This window comes from Pseudonocardia sp. (genome assembly GCF_025465255.1).
Lineage (GTDB): Bacteria > Actinomycetota > Actinomycetes > Mycobacteriales > Pseudonocardiaceae > Pseudonocardia.
The window spans coordinates 1-18,998 of record NZ_JAODNI010000167.1; the positions used below are offsets into that span (position 1 = coordinate 1).

An 18,998-nucleotide genomic window follows, 5' to 3' on the forward strand; every position below is an offset into this window, starting at 1 on the left:
AGCGCCGCATTGGCGGCGGCCAGTGCGCGCCCGGCCGTCGGGACGGCGAGCGCCGCGGCCCGGGCCAGCTCCGCGGCCTCGGCCAGCTCCGGTGAGCCGAGGACGTCCGCTCCCAGGGACCGGCGCAGCACCGCGTCGACCGCCCGCACCCGCAGGGCGCAGAACTCCTCGGGCGTGGCGAGGGACCACACCTCGGGGATCGCCCGGCGGACCAGGCCGGGGGCGAAGTTGTAGAACAGCGCCGTCACGACCTCGGCCGCGACCGCGCCGAGGGGTGCGGCGCGCTGGGCGAAGTAGCCCCGCCAGAAACCGCGGGCGCCGAGCTCCTCGCACGCGGCCTTGGGCTCCGGCGCGAAGTAGGTCACCGCGTGCAACGGCTCCAGGGCCCGCCACAACCGGCGTGCCCGGTGCTCCCCGTCCTGTTCCCGTGCCACGCCCGGCCCCCTCCCACCAGGCCCGGCCGCCGGGCCCCGGTCCCTGCACGGTAGGCCGGACGGATGTCCCGGACCAGTGATCGCATTGGGCCGATCCGGTCACGGCAGCCACCCCGCGTCTCCGGGTGGTCCTCCATTGATCACCAGTCTGGTGGAGCACCGGACATGCCGCACCGTCGTTGAACACAGTGAAGTGACCAACTGTCACCGTGGGTAGCTTTTTTCCGGGCCGCCGCCCCGCGGCCCGTCGCCTGACCGGAGGATCTGCATGAGCCAGGAGAACACCGTCGCCGACCGTCTCGTCACCGATGCGCGGAAGAAGACGGCGCGCCAGGAGGGCCCGGCGCTCGGCAAGGCGTCGCTGATCGTCGGCATCATCGCCCTGGTCGCCAGCCCGATCTCGATCGCGGGATGGGTCCTCGGACTCGTCGCGATCGGCCTGGGTGTCGCCGCCGTCCGCAAGCCCGACACGGCCAAGCAGGCCAAGATCGCGATGGTGCTCGGCTTCGCGGCGCTGGTGGTCGGCACGTTCTTCTTCACGCTGAACATCGCCTGACACCCCGGGCGCGGGACACCGCGCCCAACCGGCGCACGACGCGTCGAAATCGGCCGGTGGTTCCCGGATGCACGATCCGGGAGTCGCCGGCCGTCGTCGTTCCCGGAGCGGGCCCGGGCGCCGGCGTGGGTTCAGACTCCCGCGCCCGAGGCGATGCGCGCCAGGATCTCGGCCAGCTCGGCGGGGCGGGTGAGCATCGGGAAGTGTCCACCGGCCAGGTCCACCACGTCCGCACCGAGGGCCACGCCGCTCGCCGTGACCACGCCGGCGAGACCACGCGATCCTCCGCACAGACCATCGAGACCGCCCATGTCCCCGTCCTGGGTTTGTCCGTGTGGGGTCCGTCCGCCCTGGGCGGCCCCGGCCATCGCGTCCACGACCGCCCGGACGTACTCCCCCGCGCCGAGACCGGTCCCAGCACGCCGAGTCGTGCCAGGCCCCGCGCACGAGCACGACCGTCATCGGCTCCGCGCCTGCCCCGGCACCTAGGGTCTGTCCTGCGGATCTCCGTCGGCTGGAGATCCGCAGGACAGACCCTAGGACCCCGTCGGGTCGTCCCCGTCCGGCGCGTCGCCGCCGAGGGCTGCCTCGATCCGCTCGACCTTCGCCCCGAGCTGGCCGGACCAGCCCGGACGGATGTCCGCCTTGAGCACGAGACTCACCCGCGGGGCGCGGGCCTGCACCGCCTCGACCGCGCGTCTCACCACGTCCATGGCCTCGTCCCAGCTCTCGGCCTCGATGGTGGTGAACATCGAGGTGGTCTCGTTGGGCAGCCCGGACTCCCGGACGACCCGCACCGCCTCCGCCACCACGTCGCCGACACTGTCCGACCCGCCCCCGGAGGGCGCCACGCTGAACGCTACGAGCATGGTGGACAGCGTGCCCCAGCCGGGCCCGACCCGCCACGCACCATGATCGGAACCGTTCCGGCGCGGCACTGCTAGCGTCGTCCACCATGAGCTCGCGCGACCGGCTGCCCTTCGACCCGATCCAGCGGGCGGCCGAGCTGTGGGCCGAACGCGTGGGGCCCTCGGGGACGATGGCCGCCGTCACCAGCATCATGCGGGTGCAGCAGATCCTGCTCTCGGCCGTGGACGGGGCGCTGCGCCCGCACGGGCTGACCTTCGCCCGTTACGAGGCCCTGGTCCTGCTGAACTTCTCCCGGCGCAAGAAGCTGCCGATGCGGGTGATGGGCGAGCGCCTCCAGCTGCACCCGACCTCCGTCACCAACATCGTCGACCGGCTGCAGGCGGACGGCCTGGTGCGCCGCATCCCGCACCCCACCGACCGGCGCGCGACGCTCGTCGAGATCACCGAGGACGGCGTGCACCGGGTCGAGGACGCCACCAAGTCCGTGACGGACGTGGACTTCGGCCTCACCGGGCTCGATGCCGACGAGCAGGCCCGGCTCACGGACCTCCTCGGCCGGGTCCGCCGGGCGTCCGGGGACTTCGACTGACGACCGGGGCCGGTCCCGGCCCTGCCGGCGCTCCGCGCCGCGCTCATCGTCTTCGCTCCTCGCGGCCCGTGCCGCCGGCGCCGGGACCGCCCGAGCCTGCCCCGCCGGAACCCGGGCCCGCCGAGCCCGGGCCACCGGCGTCGGAGCCGCTCGGGCCCGCGCCGCCCGGACCTCGGCCGACCGCGCCGGGACCGCCACCGGGCCACCGCGCCCGTCCGGATATCGCGTTCTCCGCCTGCGCCCCGGAGCGCCGCGGCTGGGTCCGGGCCAGCTGCGCATGACGCCCCCGGCTCCGCCCCGCCGCCTACGCCCCACGACGTAGCCCGCCAGGCTCGCGCCGCCCGCGGCCGCCGCTACACAGACCGAGCACGTCAACACGTCCATGGTCGTCCTCCACCATCCGGTTGACGCCCTGTTGCGGCAACAGCGTTGACAGTAGATCGGGCCACCGACAGAATCGGCGGCGTGACCGCTCCCGCCACCCCCGAGGCCTCCCCGGAGACGGGCCGCCCCGGCCTGCGCGCCGCCCGGGCGGCGCGGGGGTGGTCCCAGACCGTGGCGGCCCGCGAGCTCGCGGCGCTCGGCCGGGAGCGCGCAGCTCCGACGGCCTCCGCCGTGAGCCTGAAGACCCAGCTCTCCCGCTGGGAGAACGGGCACGCCACGCCGGATCCGCCGTACCGCGCGCTGCTCGCGGAGCTCTACGGCACGGACGAGGCCGCACTCGGGCTGGCCGTACCCGAGGCCGGGCCGGGCCCGGTGGCGAGTCCGCTCCCCGCCGCGCTGGCCGAGGCTCGCGCGATCGACGACGCCGCCCTCGAACTCCTCGCCGAGCAGCTTCGGCTCGTCGCCAGGCTGGACCACCGGCTCGGCCCGGCGGGCGCGGCGGACGTGCTGACGGCGCTCGTCGAACGGCTCGCCGCGGTCCTGGACCACACGCTGGTGACGAGCCGCCGACGGGCGATCGCGACGCTGCTCGCCGAGGCCGCCGCCCTGGCCGGGGAGCTGGCGCTGGACCGCGGGAGGCCGGACGAGGCGTGGGGGCTGCACGGACGATCCCGCGCCGCCGCGCTGGAGGCGGGACACGAGGAGCTGGCCGAGCGCGCGGTCGTCGGCCGCGCGGCGGTGCTGTGGGAGACCGGACTGGTCGAGGAGGCACTCGAGCTGCTCGAGGGCCGCACGAGCAGGTGGGCGACCCTGGCCCGGGGCGAGGCCCACGCGGCGGCAGGGAGGACGGGTCCCGCGAGGAGCGCCTTCGACGAGGCGGTCGCACCTCCCGCCGGGAGCCGGCCGGAGATCGACGTCGCCGCGGTGTCCCTGCCGATCGACATGGACCTCGTGCACCGCCGACGCAGCCGGGCCCTCGCTCCACTGGGGGACCTCGACGCCATGGACGCCCTCCGCTGCACGGCCGAGGACCCGGCCGCCCCGGTCCGGGAACGGCTCGCCGCGACGACCGGTCTCGCCCTGGGGCTCGCCCACGCCGGCCACCAGCGGGAAGCCGGCGAGCGCACGCGGCAGGCGCTGCTGCTCGGTCTCCGGATCGGCGCGGACGCGGTTCGCGACCGGCTCAGGAGTGCCCGGCCCCCGGAGGAGGCGCGGTGACGGGCAGCTCCGCCCCGAGGGTGCCCAGCAGCTCGTCCGCCGCCCGGTACGGGTCCAGGTCCCCGTCCACCACGCGCGCGGCGAGGGCGGGCAGGGCGGCCGACCCCCGGACGTCCTCGAAGCGGGTGCGCACCTGCTCCATGCCGATGGCCTCGATCTCGGACTCCGCGCGCCGACGACGCCGGCGGCCCCGCTCGCCGGACCGGTCCAACCAGTCCCGGTGCTGCTCGATCGCGGAGACGACGTCTTCGACGCCCTCGAGCCGGGCCGCCACGGTCCGCACCACGGGCGGCACCCACGGCCCGGATCCCGCATCGGCACCGCCGTCCGGACCCGCCTCGACCTCTCCCGAGCGGCCGGACCGGTCCCCCAGGGACAGCATGTACGTCAGGTCGCGGACGGTCTGGGCGGCGCCGTCCCGGTCCGCCTTGTTCACCACCAGGATGTCCGCCACCTCGAGGATGCCGGCCTTGGCGGCCTGGACCCCATCGCCCATCCCGGGCGCGAGCAGCACGATCGTGGTGTCCGCGAGTGCCACCACGTCGACCTCGGACTGGCCGACACCCACGGTCTCGACCAGCACGACGTCGCAGCCGGCGGCGTCGAGCACGCGCAGGGCCTGCGGGGTGGACCAGGCGAGGCCGCCGAGGTGGCCCCGGGTCGCCATGGACCGGATGAACACGCCGTCGTCCGTCGCGTGCTCCCCCATCCGCACCCGGTCCCCGAGCAGCGCCCCGCCGGAGAAGGGCGAGGACGGGTCCACCGCGAGCACCCCGACCCGGCGCCCCTCGGCGCGCAGCGCGCCGACCAGCGCGGAGGTCGTCGTCGACTTGCCGACACCGGGCGAACCGGTGATGCCGACGACCTGCGCCCGTCCGGTGTACGGGGCGAGCGCCGCAGCCACCTCGCGCAGCTGCGGGCTCGCCCCCTCGACCAGCGAGATCAGCCGGGCGACGGCCCGGTGCTCACCCCGGCGGGCCCGTTCGACCAGATCGCCGGTGTCCTCGGTCCGTCGCCCGCCCACCGAAGGACCCTCAGCTCGCCGCGGGCACCCGGATGATCAGGGCGTCGCCCTGGCCACCACCGCCGCAGAGCGCGGCGGCACCGACGCCACCGCCCCGGCGCTTCAGCTCCAGGGCGAGGTGCAGCGCGATGCGCGCACCGGACATGCCGATCGGGTGGCCGATCGCGATCGCGCCACCGTTGACGTTCACCTTGTCCTCGTCGAGGCCGAGCTTGCGCGAGGAGACGACGCCGACGGCGGCGAACGCCTCGTTGATCTCCACCAGGTCGAGGTCGGCGGGCGTGATGCCCTCCTTCTCGCAGGCCTTCGCGATGGCGTTCGCGGGCTGCTCCTGCAGGCTCGCGTCCGGCCCGGCGACCACACCGTGCGCTCCGATCTCCGCCAGCCAGGTCAGGCCGAGCTCCTCGGCCTTGGCCTTGCTCATCACGACCACCGCGGCGGCACCGTCGGAGATCTGCGACGAGGACGCGGCCGTGATGGTGCCGTCGGCGGAGAACGCCGGGCGGAGCTTGCCGAGCCCCTCCGCGGTGGTGTCGCCGCGGACGCCCTCGTCGGTGCTGAACACCACCGGGTCGCCCTTGCGCTGCGGGACCTCGACGGGGGTGATCTCTTCGTCGAAGACGCCGTTCTTGATCGCGGCGGCGGCGCGCTGGTGCGAGCGCGCGGCGAACTCGTCCTGGTCCTGCCGGGTGATCTCGTACCGGCCGTTGTACTTCTCGGTGGCCGCACCCATCGCGACCTGGTCGAACGCACAGAACAGGCCGTCGAGGGACATGTGGTCCGCCATGGTGACGTCCCCGAACTTGAAGCCCTCGCGGGACTTCGGCAGCAGGTGCGGGGCCTGGGTCATGGACTCCTGGCCGCCGGCCACCACGATGTCGAACTCGCCCGCGCGGATGAGCTGGTCCGCCAGGGCGATCGCGTCGATGCCGGAGAGGCAGACCTTGTTGATCGTGAGCGCGGGGACGTCCATCGGGATGCCCGCGGCGACGGCGGCCTGCCGGGCCGGGATCTGCCCGGCGCCCGCGGTGAGCACCTGACCCATGATCACGTAGTCGACATTCTCGGGCGCGACGCCGGCGCGCTCGAGGGCGGCCTTGATCGCGACGCCGCCGAGCTGCGCGCCCGAGAAGCCCTTGAGGGACCCGAGCAGGCGGCCGACGGGGGTACGGGCTCCAGCGACGATGACGGACTCGGCCATGACGACCTCCAGCGACTACGGCGAAACATGATTGTCACCGAGGACCCTACCTTCCGAACCGGGCTGCTCGACGGGCCGAACGGACGGGTGACCAGCCACACAAGGAGAGGATGTGGTGGTCCGGCGTTAGATTCCGCTCCATGACGGCTCATTCGACGACATCCTCGACGACGCAGGAAGCCGGGACCGGCGGAACCCTGGGCGCACTGGTCACGGCGGTCGACCACGTCGGCATCGCGGTGCCGGACCTCGACGCGGCGATCGCCTGGTACGCGGACACCTTCGGCCTGGTCGCGACACACACCGAGATCAACGAGGAGCAGGGCGTCCACGAGGCGATGCTCTCCGCGCCCGGCGAGGCGGACACCCGCGTCCAGCTGCTCGCGCCGCTGCGGCCGGACTCCGCGATCGGCAAGTTCCTGGACAGGAACGGGCCAGGCATCCAGCAGGTCGCGTATCGCGTCGAGGACATCGAGGCCGCGAGCGCGACGCTGCGGGAGAAGGGGCTGCGCCTGCTCTACGACGCCCCGAAGCGCGGTACCGCCGGATCGCGGATCAACTTCGTGCACCCGAAGGACGCGGGCGGCGTCCTCGTCGAGCTCGTCGAACCGCCGGCGCCCGGCGCCCACTGACACCTCCCCGGCGTTTCCCGCTGGGTGGAATCACCCGTTCCGGCTGGATCGATTCGCGACCCCTCCGATCAGGCAGTTCGCCCTGACCGGAGGGGTCGAGTCGTCTGTGGCCTGCGCCACTATCGCTACCACGGCTCCGGCGAGCCGTCACAATCCCTGGATACCATACTGAGCAGTAGGGTTTGAGATACCACGCAAGCTCAGCCGAGAACCGTTTACACGACTCACGCCAGCGGAGGCCCAGCCGTGCAGAAGATCCTCGATGCCATCCTCGCGGAACAGTTCGACGCCGTCGCCGAGCTCCCCGTGCCCGAGAGCTACCGGGCGATCACGGTCCACGAGGACGAGGCCGGCATGTTCGACGGCATCGCGACGCGCGACAAGGACCCGCGCAAGAGCCTGCACCTCGACGAGGTCGCGACCCCCGAGCTCGGCCCGGGCGAGGCGCTCGTCGCCGTCATGGCCAGCGCGATCAACTACAACACCGTCTGGACGTCGATCTTCGAGCCGCTCTCGACGTTCGGCTTCCTCAAGCGCTACGGCAAGGAGTCCCCGCTGGCCAAGCGGCACGACCTGCCGTACCACGTGGTCGGGTCGGACCTGGCCGGCGTCGTCGTCCGGACCGGGGCAGGGGTGAACGCCTGGAAGCCGGGCGACCGCGTCGTCGCGCACTGCCTGTCCGTCGAGCTGGAGAGCCCGGACGGGCACAACGACACGATGATGGACCCGCAGCAGCGGATCTGGGGCTTCGAGACGAACTTCGGCGGCCTCGCCCACCTGGCGCTGGTGAAGTCGAACCAGCTGATGCCGAAGCCGGAGCACCTGACCTGGGAGGAGGCGGCCAGCCCCGGGCTGGTCAACTCCACCGCGTACCGCCAGCTCGTCTCGCGCAACGGCGCGGACATGAAGCAGGGCGACGTCGTCCTGATCTGGGGCGCGAGCGGTGGCCTCGGCTCCTACGCCACCCAGTTCGCGCTGAACGGCGGCGCCATCCCGGTCTGCGTCGTCTCTTCCCCGGAGAAGGCCGAGATCTGCCGGAAGATGGGCGCGGACCTCGTCATCGACCGCACCGCCGAGGCCTTCAAGTTCTGGAAGGACGAGAAGACCCAGGACCCGAAGGAGTGGAAGCGGCTCGGCGCCAAGATCCGCGAGCTCACCGGCGGTGACGACCCGGACATCGTGTTCGAGCACCCGGGCCGCGAGACGTTCGGGGCCAGCGTCTACGTCGCGCGCAAGGGCGGCACGATCGTCACCTGCGCGTCGACCTCGGGCTACATGCACGAGTTCGACAACCGGTACCTGTGGATGAACCTCAAGCGCATCGTCGGCTCGCACTTCGCGAACTACCGCGAGGCGTGGGAGGCGAACAAGCTGATCGACAAGGGACTCGTGCACCCGACGCTGTCGCGGGTCTACCCGCTGGCGGACACCGGCCAGGCCGCCTACGACGTCCACCAGAACCTGCACCAGGGCAAGGTCGGCGTGCTGGCCCTCGCCCCCGAGGAGGGTCTCGGCGTGACGAACCCGGAGCGCCGCGCCCAGCACCTGGACGCGATCAACCGCTTCCGCGGGGTCTGACCGTCCTTTCAGGGGTGACGGCCCTCACCGGGGCGCGTGCGTACGCGCGCCCCGGACGGGGTCGCCCGGTACGGTGACGCGCATGGTCGGTGCCTCGGAGAACCCCCAGCCAGACGCCGCTTTCCGGATCTCCCGGCGCGGGTACGACCAGGCTGAGGTCGACACGCATCTGCGCCGGGTGGATGCGGACGTCCGCCTGCTCGCGGCAGATCGGGATGCGGCGGTCGCCCAGGTGACCCAGCTGACCCACGAGCTCGACGACGCCCGTAGCCGCAGCGAGTCCCTGCGTCAGCAGGTCCGCAAGCTGGCCGGCTCGCCGCAGAGCGTGCAGGGCATGAGCGAGCGGATGCGCACGATGCTCCGGCTGGCCGAGGACGAGGTCGCGGAGATGCGCGCGCTGGCCGAGCGCGAGACCACGCAGCTGCGGGCAGAGGCCGAGCAGCACGCGACCCGGCTGCGCACCGATGCGGAGCAGCACGCCGCGTCGCTGCGGGACGAAATGGACCGCCGCGCGTCCGCCCAGCGCGAGGAGATCGACGCGGAGCGCGAGCGCATCCTCGGCCGGGCCCGCGCCGAGGCCGAGCGCACCGCGGAGCGGAGCCGCGCCGAGGCCGCGGAGCAGGCGAAGGCCCGGGCGGCGGCGGACGCGGCCCTGGCCCAGCGGATGGCCGTGGCGGAGGCCGAGCGGCGGGCCGCGGACGAGGCCGCCGCGGCGGAACGGGAGCGGCTGCGGGCCGAGGCGGAGGCGGAGCGCATCCGCGTCCAGGAGGACTTCGCGCTCGCCATGGACCAGCGCCGCGCCGAGGCGCTCGCCGCGATGGCGGCCCAGCGGACCAGCGCCCGACAGGACGCGGCCGGGGCCCGCTCGGACGCCGCCGAGGAGGCGCGCGTCGCCGTCGCCGCGGCCCGTCGCGAGGCGGAACGCCTGGTGGCGGAGGCCGAACGGCGCGTCGCCGAGCTGACGGATCTGCGGAGCCGGATCGCCGAGCAGCTCGTCGGCACCCGTTCCCGGCTGGACCGTTCCCTCGAGGCACTGGCCCCGTTCGCGGCCGAGCCGACCGGCCCGGCCGAGGACACCACGGTGACCACGGACGCGTCCCGCAACGGCATCGCCTCGCCCCGCCCGAGCCCCGAGCGGCGCGCGGCCGCGGCGGGCCGCTGACCGGATCCGACGCCCGGCGGGGTCATCGCAGCCGCCGCACCCCCGGCCGTCGTCTCCCCCGCGCGTTCCAGCAGGGCAGGTGCCAGTGGCGCCGCTCCTCGACGGACCCGTACTCGCCCGACGGCCACGTCACGACGTGCCCGACGCCCGGTGGGATGAGCTGGTCACAGCCCGGGCACCGGTAGTCCTTGATCGACGAGCCGCCGGGGACGTGCCGGACCTGCCACTCGCCGTCGGGCCCGTACTCCGTGCGCGTGATGATCCCGGAGCTCAGCGGAGCGGACACGGCGCGGCCCCGCCCTCGTTCCGAGGGGCGGGGCCGGCGTGCACGTCCCATGCGTCGAGGCTACCGAGACGTGTAGTCCCGGAATCCGTGCCCGGTCTTGCGGCCGAGCCGCCCGGCCGTCACCAGGTGCTCCAGCAGCGGCGCCGGCGCGAACCCGGCCTGCCGGAACTCCTTGTACAGCGAGCGCTCGATCGCCAGCGACACGTCCAGCCCGACGACGTCCAGCAGCTCGAACGGGCCCATCGGCAGCGCACAACCCGTCTTCATGGCCGCGTCGATGTCGTCCGCCGTGGCGTAGTGCGCCTCGAGCATCTTGACCGCATCGTTGAGGTACGGGAACAGCAGCGCGTTGACGATGAAGCCGGCGCGGTCGCCGCAGCTGACCGGCACCTTGCCCAGCTTCTCGCACAGCCCGAGCGCGGTCGCCGTGACGTCCGGCGCGGTGCCGACCGTCGAGACGACCTCGACCAGCTTCATCACCGGCGCGGGGTTGAAGAAGTGCAGGCCGACGACGTCCGCGGGCCGCGACGTGGCCGCCGCGCACTCGATGACGGGCAGCGACGACGTCGTGGTCGCCAGGATCGCGCCCGGCTTGCAGATCTCGTCGAGCGCGCCGAACACCGCCCGCTTGACCTCGAGCTCCTCGGCGATGGCCTCGACGACCAGGTCGACGTCCGCGAAGTCCTCGAGCCGCGTGGTGCCGGTGATCCGGCCCAGCGTGGCGTCGCGCTCCTCCTCGGTGAGCTTGCCGCGGACGACCGCCTTCTCCAGGGACTTCTTGATCCCCGCGATCGACGCCTCGACCTTGGAGTCGCTGCGGCCGCGGACCACGACGTCGAACCCGGACGATGCGAAGACCTGCACGATCCCGCTGGCCATCGTGCCCGTGCCGACGACGCCGACCCGCTGCACCTCGCGCACGGGGGCGTCGTCCGGCACCAGGGCCCCGGGGGTCAGGGCGTCCGGCACGACCTTCGAGCTGTGCGGCTTCTCGTAGGTGTAGAAGCCGCGGCCGCTCTTCCGGCCGAGCAGCCCGGCGGTGATCATCTGCTTGAACACCGGCGTCGGGGCGTGCATCAGGTTGCGCGACTGCGCGTACATCGTCTCGAGGATCTCGTAGGCCGTGTCCAGGCCGATGAGGTCCAGCAGGGCGAGCGGGCCCATCGGGTAGCCGCAGCCGTAGCGCATGCCGGCGTCGAGGTCCTCGCGGCTCGCGTAGCGCTCCTCGTACATCCGCGCCGCGTGGTTCAGGTAGCCGAAGAGCAGGGCGTTCGCGATGAAGCCCGCCCGGTCCCCGATCACCACCGGCACCTTGTCCAGCGTCGCGGCGAAGGCCTGCAGGTCCTCGACGACGTCCGGCTCGGTGACGACGGTGCGCACCAGCTCGACGAGCTTCTGCACCGGCGCCGGGTTGAAGAAGTGCATGCCGACGACCTTGCCGGGCCGCTGCGTGCGCACGGCCAGCTCGGTCACCGACAGGGACGAGGTGTTGGACGCCAGGATCGTGTCCGGCCCGACGTGCTTGTCCAGCTCGGCGAAGACGGACGCCTTGAGGTCGAGGCTCTCCGGCACCGCCTCGACCACGAGGTCCACGTCCGCCATGTCGGCCATCGTCGTCGTCGTCGTGATCCGGTCGAGCAGCTCGGCGGCCTGCTCCTCGGTCATCTTGCCGCGGTCGATCGCGCGCCGGGTGGAGGTCTCGAGGTGCGTCCGGCCGCGCGCGACGGCCTCCTCGGTCACCTCGGCCGCGATGACCTGCAGACCGTTGCGCGCGAACACCTCCACGATGCCCGCACCCATGGTGCCCAGGCCGACCACGCCGACCGTCCGGAACTCCCGTGCCACGCCGATACCTCCCGCTGCTTCGAGGGCAGAAACTTCCCGGTGATCCTGCCATCCCCCGCCCGCCGGAGCCCCGCGCATGAGGTCGGGAACACCTGTCCCGTCGAACGGGTCAGCGCCCGCGCAGCACCTTCACCAGCCCCAGCAGGGCCTTCATCCCGCCGGAGGTCCGCCGGAAGCTCGTCACGGCGATCGGCAACGGGAAGCGCTGGCGGGCCACGGCCTGCGGCCGGGTGAACTCGCGCAGCCCGTCCTCGCCGTGGATGCGGCCGAAACCGGAGTCGCCGACCCCGCCGAAGGGGAGCGCGGGGATGCCGGCGAACGAGATCACGCCGTTGACCGCGACCATGCCGCAGCGCAGCCGGGCCGCGATCGCGTCACCGTCCTTCGCGGAGAAGACGGTGGCACCCAGCCCGTAGCCGGTCCCGTTGGCCCGGCGAACCGCTTCGTCGACGTCCGGGACGCGGTTGACCACGATCAGCGGCCCGAAGGTCTCCTCGGTGACGGCGCTGGAGTCCTCCGGCACGTCGACGATCACGACCGGCTCGACGAACGGCGGCTTCACCGACTCGGCGCCGCCGACGACGGCCCGGCCGCCTCTGGCCAGCGCGTCCGCGACGTGCCGGCGGACGACCTCGGTCTGCGACGACATGGTCATCGGCCCGATCTCGGTGCCGGTCCGCACGGCCCGGGCCTTCTCCACGACCTTCGCCGTGAACTCCTCCGCCACCGACTCGACGGCGTAGACCCGCTCGACGCCGACGCACGTCTGGCCGGCGTTGGACATCCCGCCCCAGACCGTGGCGTCCGCGGCGGCCTCGAGGTCCGCGTCCGCGGCGACGATCAGCGCGTCCTTGCCGCCGCACTCGATCAGCACCGGCGTCAGCGTCTCGGCACAGGCCGCCATGACCCGCTTGCCCGTGGCCGTCGAGCCGGTGAAGGCGATCTTGCCGACGCCCGGGGTGCGGCACAGCGCGGCGCCCGTCTCCCCCAGGCCGGTCACGACCTCGATCAGCGTGTGTTCCGGGACCGCCTCGGCCAGCATCGTCGCGAGCGCGTGGCCGACGCCCGGCGTCAGCTCGCTGGGCTTGAACACGACGGTGTTGCCGGCGGCGAGCGCGTAGGCGATCGAGCCCATCGGCGTGAACACCGGGTAGTTCCACGGCCCGATGACGCCGACGACGCCGAGCGGCGGGTACGCGAGCGTCGCGGCCTGGTTGGCCATGAGCATCCCGGACGAGACGCGACGGCGGCCGAGCACCTTCTCGGCGTGCTTGGCGGCCCAGTCCACGTGGTCGATGGCGAGGACGATCTCGAGCCGGGCGTCGTCGAAGGGCTTGCCGGTCTCCGTCGAGACGATGCCGGCGAGCTCGTCGAGCCGCCCGACCAGCACCTTCCGCCAGGCCAGCAGCCGCTCACGGCGCCCGGCGAAGCCCAGCTCGTCCCACCAGACCGCGGTGGCGGTGGCGCGGTCGACGGCCGCGCGCACGTCCACCTCGGTGTGGACCGGGTAGCTCGCGACGACCTCCCCCGTCCGCGGGTCGAGCGAGTCGAAGGATGCTGCGGGCGCGACGTCGACGCTGGTGGTCACCCCGCCACCCTAGGGCTGCGCCGTGATCTCGGCGGCGGTCCGGAGGTGCCTGCTCCGGCCCGCCCGGACCACCTGTGCGCGGGGAACCTCGTTCTAGCGAGGTTCCCCGCGCACAGCCCCCCGTGAGCTGCGACTACGTAGGAGCACGGATTCCCCGCGACCCCGCGCTCCGGCATGCTTTCCCGCCATGAGGACCGGCTGGAACGTCGCCCTGCAGTGCCTCGCGGTCCTGCTGTTCGTGGGGCTGCGCCTCGCCGCGCCGGGCTGGCTCGTCGTCGCGGTGGCCCGGACCCGGGGCCGGACGCGTCAGAACAGCCGCAGGTCCTTCGACTCCGTGCCCCGCAAGGCGTCGTAGTCCACCGTCACGCAGCGGATCCCGCGGTCCTCGGCGAGCGTCCTCGCCTGCGGCTTGATCTGCTGCGCGGCGTAGACGCCGGCAACCGGCGCGAGCAGCGGGTCCCGGTTCATCAGCTCGAGGTAGCGGGTCAGCTGCTCGACGCCGTCGATCTCCCCGCGGCGCTTGATCTCGACGGCGACATGGCCGCCCTGGCCGTCCCGGCACAGCAGGTCGACGGGACCGACGGCCGTCATGTACTCGCGGCGGACCAGCGTCCAGCCGTCGCCGAAGGTCTCCGGATGGGCGGCGAGCAGCTCCTGCAGATGCGCCTCGACGCCGTCCTTGACCAGGCCGGGATCGACGCCGAGCTCGTGGCGCGAGTCGTGCAGCACCTCGTCGATCGTGATGACGAGGGACTCGGCCGCCTTGTTCTTCACCGTCCAGACCCCGGGCTGCTCCTCGAGCCAGCACGGTGGGCTCATCCAGTTCAGCGGCTTGTAGGCGCGGTCGTCCGCGTGGATGCTCACCGACCCGTCCGCCTTGACCAGCAACAACCGGGGCGCCATGGGCAGGTGGGCCGTCAACCGGCCGACGTAGTCCACCTGGCAACGAGCGATGACGAGGCGCACCCGCGCCACCTTAGGGGTGCGCCCGCCACGGCTCGTCACCCGGAGGTGGCGGCGCCTCGACATCCTGGGCACCGCGGTCAGCGGGGCGCGTTCCGTTCCGCGAGGGCCCGGCCCGCGGTCGCGAGGGCCGTCCGCAGCTCCGGCGGATCGAGCGCCTCGACCTCCCCGCCCAGCCCGGTGAGCTGCCCGGCGGCGACGGCCACGGACTCCACGTCCACGGTCAGCTCGCACCACCCGTCGACGTCCGGTGGTCCGGCCTGGGCGATCGCCGCGGTCGCCGCGTCCGGGTCGACCGCGTGCGGGAGGGCGCGCATGCCGCGCGGGGAGAGCCGCACGGTCACCTTCTCCCGCAGCATGGACGCGGCGAACCGGGCCGCCGAGCCGGCCCACCAGGCCCCGAGGTCGAAGTCGCCGGGGCGGTCGAAGGTGTCCTGCTCGAGCTCGGCGTGCCGGATCCGGGAGGCGCGGTAGGTGCGGATGTCGCCGTCCCGGCCGGAAAGCTCGACGCCGGCGACGACGTACCAGACGCCGGCCTTGAGGACGAGCCCCAGCGGCGCGACGAGCCGCTCCACCGTCGTCGGGTCCCGATAGCCGCGGGCGTACCGGATCCGGGCCCTCCGCTGCTCCCAGACGCCCTGGGCGAGCGTCGCGAGCTGTGTGACCTCGGCGGGCGCGTGGAACCAGCCGGGGGCGTCGAGCAGCACCCGTTCGGAGACGACGCGGGCGTGCTCGCGCAGCCCCTCCGGCAGCGTGGCCAGCACCTTCGCCTGCGCCGCGACCAGCGCCGAGCTCATGCCGAGCTCCGCGAGCACCTGCGGCGCGCCCATCGCCAGCATCGCCGCCGCCTCGGAACCGGTGAGGCCGTCGAGCCGGGTGCGCCAGCCGTCGACGAGCCGGATGCCGCCGCCCGGCCCGGGCTCGGTCCAGACCGGCACCCCGACCTCGATCAGCGCGGCGACGTCCCGGTAGATCGTCCGCTCCGAGACCTCCAGCTCGGCCGCGAGCTGTCCGGCCGTGGCCGCCCGTCGTCGCTGCAGGACGAAGAGCAGGGCCATCAGGCGGGAGGCGCGCACGCAGGCATGATCCCGCAGATCGACCGGAAGTCGCGGGCCGCCGCTCTCAGGCCTGGGCCAGGACGTAGGTGCCCGGGGCGTCCCCGAGGGAGGGGTGCTCCTTGCTCCCCGGTCGGGCGGGGGCGCGCTTGAGGGGGCCCGAGCGCTCCCCGATCCAGCCCGCCCAGTGCTCCCACCAGGTGCCCTCGTGCTCGGTCGCCTGGTCCCGCCAGGTGGTGGCGTCGATGCCGTGCGGGTCCGGGCCCGTCCAGTACCGGGACTTCGGGTTGCCCGGCGGGCACACGAGCGTCTGGATGTGGCCGGTGTTGGTGAGCACGAACGTCGACTGCCCGCCCAGCAGGGTCGCCGAGGCGTAGCAACCGTTCCACGGGGTCAGGTGGTCCGTGGTGCCGCCGGTGATGAACGCGTCGACCTTCACCTGCTTCAGGTCGACCGGCGAGCCCAGCACAGTGAGCTCACCGGGCCTGGTCATCGAGTTCCGCACGAACACGTCGAGGAACTGGTGGTGCAGGGCCGCCGGCAGGTTCGTCCCGTCCGCGTTCCAGGCGAGGATGTCGAACGAGGGCGGTTCCTTGCCGAGCAGGTAGTTGTTGACCCAGTAGTTCCACACGAGGTCGTCCGGCCGCATCCAGGTGAAGATCGAGGCGAGCGAGCGGGCGTCGAGGATCCCGACCTGCCGGGAGCGGAAGTCCGCGAGCCCCACGATCGGTCCCGCCGCGAGCATGCCGATCGGCGCCTCCGCGCCCCAGTCCAGCAGCGTGACGCCGAAGCTGACGCTGCGCACGCGGTCGTCGCCGACGTCCGCGAGGTGGTTGAGGACGCTCGCGGTGGTGATGCCGCCCGCGCAGAGCCCGAACAGGTTGACCTGCTCGGAATGGGTGATCTCGGAGACGGCGTCGAGCGCGGAGAGGATCGCCCGTCCGTAGGTGTCCAGGTCCCAGTCCCGCTGGGCCTTGGTGGGGTTGCGCCACGAGATCGCGAACGCCTGCTGCCCCTGGTCGACGGCGTACTCGATCAGCGAGCGGCCCGGGGCGAGATCCATGAAGTAGTACTTGTTGATCTGCGGCGGCACCACGACCAGCGGGATCTGCCGGACCTGCGTCGTCGAGGGCTGGTACTGGATCAGCTCCAGCACCTCGTCGCGGTAGACGACGGCGCCCGGGGTCACGGCCAGGTCCTCGCCGACCCGGAACTTCGACCGGTCGACCTGCGTGGGCAGGCCGCCGTTGCGTCGGACGTCCGAGACGAGGTTGCGCAGCCCGCGGCGCAGGCTGCCGCCCCCGGTCTCCAGGGCCCGCTTCAGGGCGACCGGGTTCGCGAGGGTGTTGGTGGGCGACAGCGTGGACGTGATCACCGTGGCCAGGAACTTCGCCCGCTCGCGGTCCCGCCAGTCCGGCAGGTCCGCGGCCGACACGACGTCCCCGACGGCCTGGCACGTGGCCAGGTAGGCCTGCATCAGCCGGTGGTACGCCGGGTTCTCGGTCCAGGTGGGGTCGGCGAAGCGGCGGTCCCGGCGGCCGGGCTCGATCTCGGACCGCCCGACGGCGACCCGGCCGAGCTCACCGGCGAGACGGCCCGCGGCGCCGGCCACGGACGGCACGTTGCCGACCACCTTGCCCGCCGTGCCGAGAAGGCTGCGCACTCCCTCGAGTGCCTGGGGCTGAGCCGCCGGCTCCGGGGGCGGCTCCTGTCCGGGTCGCAGCGGTCGTACCCGGGCCGAGCTGGTTCCCGAACGCTGCGTGTCCATGTGATTCACCTCACTCCACCCGATGGGGTGAGTCAAGTCGGAACGGCCTCGTCGCCGTACCCCTGGCAGGGTGACCGGCGTGGAGCACCTCGAAACCATGTCGACCCGCGAGGTCTACGCCAACAACTGGATGACGGTCCGCGAGGACGCCATCCGCCGCCCTGACGGCAGCGACGGCGTGTACGGCGTCGTCGACAAGCCGACCTACGCCCTGGTCATCCCCCGCGACGGGGACCGCCTGCACCTGGTCGAGCAGTTCCGGTACCCGGTGGGCGAGCGCCGCTGGGAGTTCCCCGCCGGCACCGCACCCGACCGCGCCGCGCAGGACCCGGCCGACCTGGCGGTCCGCGAACTCGTCGAGGAGACGGGGATGCAGGCCGGCCGGATGCAGCTGCTGGGCACCCTGGACGTCGCGCCGGGGATGTCGAGCCAGCGGGGGCACGTCTATCTCGCGACCGAGCTGACCCAGGGCGAGGCGCAGCGCGAGCACACCGAGCAGGACATGCGGACGGCGTGGTTCACGATCGCCGAGTTCGAGGCGATGGTCCGCGACGGCGAGCTGACGGACGCCCAGACCCTCGCGGCCTACACGCTCCTACGGCTGCACGACCAGGGGTAGGCCGAGGACCCGCCGCATCCCCGGCACCTTCGCCCACTCCAGCTCGTCGGGCTCGATCGCGAGCCTCAGGTCCGGGAAGCGCTCGAACAGCGCCTTCAGGGCCACCTCGCCCTCCTGCCGGGCCAGCGCCGCGCCGAGGCAGTAGTGCGGCCCGTGCCCGAACCCGACGTGCCCCTCCCCGCGCTCCGACCTGCGGGTGACGTCCAGCCGATCCGGGTCCGGGTACTCGCGCGGGTCCGAGTTCGCGGAGACCAGCACCGGCTGGATCCCGGAGCCGGCCGGGATCGGCACGCCCCCGACCTCGACGTCCCGGGTCGCGTACCGCACGGACGCCGACTGCACCGGCCCGATGCGGCGCATCAGCTCGGTGACCGCGCCCGGCCAGAGCGCGGGATCCGCCCGGAGGAGCTCGAGCTGGTCCGGGCGGGTGAGCAGCGCGATGACGGCCCGGGAGATCAGGTGTGCGGTCGTCTCGTGCCCGGCGATCACCAGCGAGAGGACCATGGTGACCAGCTCGTCGTCGGACAGGCGATCCCCCTCGGCCTCCTGGACCCGGACGAGCTCGCTCAGCAGGTCGTCCGCGGGCTGCGCGCGACGCCGCGCGATCACGTCCAGGACGTGCTCGACCATCTCCCGCAGCGCCGTCGGGATCCGGGTGGGGTCCATCGAGACCAGCACCCGTCCCCACTCGTGCCAGCCCGCCCGGTCCGCCTCGGGGATGCCGACCAGCTCGCAGATGACGGTGATCGGCAGCGGGTAGGCGAACGCCTCGACGAGGTCGACCGGCTGCTCGGCGGCCGCGAGCGCATCCAGCAGGTCCGCAGTGATCTCCTCGACCCGAGGTCGCAGGTTCGCCACCCGCCGGACGGTGAAGGCCCGCGAGACCAGCTTGCGCAGCCGGGTGTGGTCCGCGCCGTCGGCGCTGATGATGCTGTCGGTCAGGTAGTGCACGAGGTCCGCCGGCACCCCCATGGCCTCCATGCCCTGCTGCCGGACGTCCACCGCGGAGTTCCCCGGCACCGACGCCGGATCGTTGGCGAACGCCTCGGGGTCACCCAGGACGGCGCGGACGTCCGCGTAGCGGGTCACCACCCACACCGGCGTCCGGCCGAGGAACGTCCCCTGCAGGACGGGCGCCTGCTCGCGCAGCCTTCCGTAGCCCGTGTACGGGTTCGCGAGCATCTCCGGCGACATCAGGTCCGTGGCGGTCATCGGCATCTCCCCTC

The 18,998-nt window shown here is 73.2% G+C and carries 19 protein-coding genes and 1 pseudogene; 8 read left to right on the plus strand and 12 right to left on the minus strand.

Features of this window, described 5'->3' with window-relative positions; translation table 11 throughout:
* Nucleotides 1-434, minus strand: a pseudogene (locus JWP64_RS20220) (hypothetical protein); the annotation flags it as partial.
* A gap of 268 nt (nucleotides 435-702) precedes the next feature.
* Between JWP64_RS20220 and JWP64_RS20225 the strand changes: the two are divergent.
* A complete protein-coding gene (locus JWP64_RS20225) occupies nucleotides 703-990 on the plus strand; it encodes a hypothetical protein (RefSeq protein ID WP_297499484.1) in 288 nt (95 codons plus the stop codon).
* Between the two features lie 131 nt (nucleotides 991-1,121).
* On the opposite strand, the gene JWP64_RS20230 is transcribed toward JWP64_RS20225, so the two are convergent.
* Both JWP64_RS20230 and JWP64_RS20235 read right to left on the minus strand, forming a co-directional pair.
* Nucleotides 1,122-1,301, minus strand: coding sequence for a hypothetical protein (locus JWP64_RS20230; protein ID WP_297499486.1), 180 nt, complete (start codon nucleotides 1,299-1,301; stop codon nucleotides 1,122-1,124).
* 225 nt (nucleotides 1,302-1,526) lie between these two features.
* Entirely contained in the window at nucleotides 1,527-1,859 is a 333-nt protein-coding gene (locus JWP64_RS20235) for a thiamine-binding protein (RefSeq protein WP_297499487.1), read from the minus strand.
* Nucleotides 1,860-1,945: 86 nt separating this feature from the next.
* Between JWP64_RS20235 and JWP64_RS20240 the strand changes: the two genes are divergently transcribed.
* Nucleotides 1,946-2,449, plus strand: coding sequence for a MarR family transcriptional regulator (locus tag JWP64_RS20240; protein ID WP_297499489.1), 504 nt, complete (start codon nucleotides 1,946-1,948; stop codon nucleotides 2,447-2,449).
* A gap of 465 nt (nucleotides 2,450-2,914) precedes the next feature.
* Nucleotides 2,915-4,051, plus strand: a complete 1,137-nt coding sequence (locus tag JWP64_RS20245; protein WP_297499491.1) for a helix-turn-helix transcriptional regulator — start codon at nucleotides 2,915-2,917, stop codon at nucleotides 4,049-4,051.
* On the opposite strand, the gene meaB is transcribed toward JWP64_RS20245, so the two are convergent.
* Both meaB and JWP64_RS20255 read right to left on the minus strand, forming a co-directional pair.
* Complete coding sequence (meaB, locus tag JWP64_RS20250) at nucleotides 4,017-5,075, minus strand: methylmalonyl Co-A mutase-associated GTPase MeaB (protein WP_297499493.1); 1,059 nt, start codon at nucleotides 5,073-5,075, stop codon at nucleotides 4,017-4,019. The two genes, JWP64_RS20245 and meaB, sit on opposite strands and share 35 nt — an antisense overlap.
* A 10-nt stretch (nucleotides 5,076-5,085) precedes the next feature.
* Complete coding sequence (locus JWP64_RS20255) at nucleotides 5,086-6,276, minus strand: acetyl-CoA C-acetyltransferase (RefSeq protein ID WP_297499495.1); 1,191 nt, start codon at nucleotides 6,274-6,276, stop codon at nucleotides 5,086-5,088.
* 140 nt (nucleotides 6,277-6,416) lie between these two features.
* Here JWP64_RS20255 and mce point away from each other — a divergent pair, with 140 nt between their 5' ends.
* The 3 genes from mce (at nucleotide 6,417) to JWP64_RS20270 (ending at nucleotide 9,648) form a co-directional block, all read left to right on the plus strand.
* A complete protein-coding gene (gene mce / locus JWP64_RS20260) occupies nucleotides 6,417-6,908 on the plus strand; it encodes a methylmalonyl-CoA epimerase (protein WP_297499497.1) in 492 nt (163 codons plus the stop codon).
* A 246-nt stretch (nucleotides 6,909-7,154) separates the two neighbouring features.
* Nucleotides 7,155-8,486 (plus strand): crotonyl-CoA carboxylase/reductase, encoded by a 1,332-nt coding sequence (gene ccrA, locus JWP64_RS20265; RefSeq protein ID WP_297499499.1) that lies wholly within the window; start codon nucleotides 7,155-7,157, stop codon nucleotides 8,484-8,486.
* 82 nt (nucleotides 8,487-8,568) lie between these two features.
* Nucleotides 8,569-9,648, plus strand: a complete 1,080-nt coding sequence (locus JWP64_RS20270) for a hypothetical protein (protein WP_297499501.1) — start codon at nucleotides 8,569-8,571, stop codon at nucleotides 9,646-9,648.
* A 22-nt stretch (nucleotides 9,649-9,670) separates the two neighbouring features.
* Here the strand turns inward: JWP64_RS20270 and JWP64_RS20275 are convergent, their stop codons facing one another.
* From JWP64_RS20275 to JWP64_RS20285, 3 genes are all read right to left on the minus strand, one after another.
* On the minus strand, nucleotides 9,671-9,934 hold the full coding sequence (locus JWP64_RS20275) for a hypothetical protein (protein WP_297499503.1): 264 nt from the start codon (nucleotides 9,932-9,934) through the stop codon (nucleotides 9,671-9,673).
* A gap of 60 nt (nucleotides 9,935-9,994) precedes the next feature.
* A complete protein-coding gene (locus JWP64_RS20280) occupies nucleotides 9,995-11,779 on the minus strand; it encodes a 3-hydroxyacyl-CoA dehydrogenase family protein (protein ID WP_297499505.1) in 1,785 nt (594 codons plus the stop codon).
* A gap of 109 nt (nucleotides 11,780-11,888) precedes the next feature.
* Complete coding sequence (locus JWP64_RS20285; protein ID WP_297499507.1) at nucleotides 11,889-13,367, minus strand: aldehyde dehydrogenase family protein; 1,479 nt, start codon at nucleotides 13,365-13,367, stop codon at nucleotides 11,889-11,891.
* A gap of 187 nt (nucleotides 13,368-13,554) precedes the next feature.
* Here JWP64_RS20285 and JWP64_RS20290 point away from each other — a divergent pair, with 187 nt between their 5' ends.
* Entirely contained in the window at nucleotides 13,555-13,722 is a 168-nt protein-coding gene (locus JWP64_RS20290) for a hypothetical protein (RefSeq protein WP_297499509.1), read from the plus strand.
* On the opposite strand, the gene nucS is transcribed toward JWP64_RS20290, so the two are convergent.
* The 3 genes from nucS to JWP64_RS20305 all read right to left on the minus strand — a co-directional run bounded on the left by nucS (nucleotide 13,674) and on the right by JWP64_RS20305 (nucleotide 17,153).
* Nucleotides 13,674-14,333 (minus strand): endonuclease NucS, encoded by a 660-nt coding sequence (gene nucS / locus JWP64_RS20295; RefSeq protein ID WP_297499511.1) that lies wholly within the window; start codon nucleotides 14,331-14,333, stop codon nucleotides 13,674-13,676. The genes JWP64_RS20290 and nucS overlap by 49 nt on opposite strands.
* Nucleotides 14,334-14,410: 77 nt before the next feature.
* Nucleotides 14,411-15,406 (minus strand): WYL domain-containing protein, encoded by a 996-nt coding sequence (locus JWP64_RS20300; RefSeq protein WP_297499513.1) that lies wholly within the window; start codon nucleotides 15,404-15,406, stop codon nucleotides 14,411-14,413.
* A 46-nt stretch (nucleotides 15,407-15,452) separates the two neighbouring features.
* Nucleotides 15,453-17,153: an alpha/beta fold hydrolase gene (locus tag JWP64_RS20305; RefSeq protein WP_297499515.1), complete on the minus strand. Its 1,701-nt coding sequence runs from the start codon at nucleotides 17,151-17,153 to the stop codon at nucleotides 15,453-15,455.
* Between the two features lie 97 nt (nucleotides 17,154-17,250).
* Between JWP64_RS20305 and JWP64_RS20310 the strand changes: the two genes are divergently transcribed.
* A complete protein-coding gene (locus tag JWP64_RS20310) occupies nucleotides 17,251-17,772 on the plus strand; it encodes an NUDIX hydrolase (protein ID WP_297499548.1) in 522 nt (173 codons plus the stop codon).
* Here the strand turns inward: JWP64_RS20310 and JWP64_RS20315 are convergent.
* Complete coding sequence (locus JWP64_RS20315) at nucleotides 17,749-18,984, minus strand: cytochrome P450 (protein WP_297499517.1); 1,236 nt, start codon at nucleotides 18,982-18,984, stop codon at nucleotides 17,749-17,751. The genes JWP64_RS20310 and JWP64_RS20315 overlap by 24 nt on opposite strands.
* Between the last annotated feature and the right edge of the window lie 14 nt (nucleotides 18,985-18,998).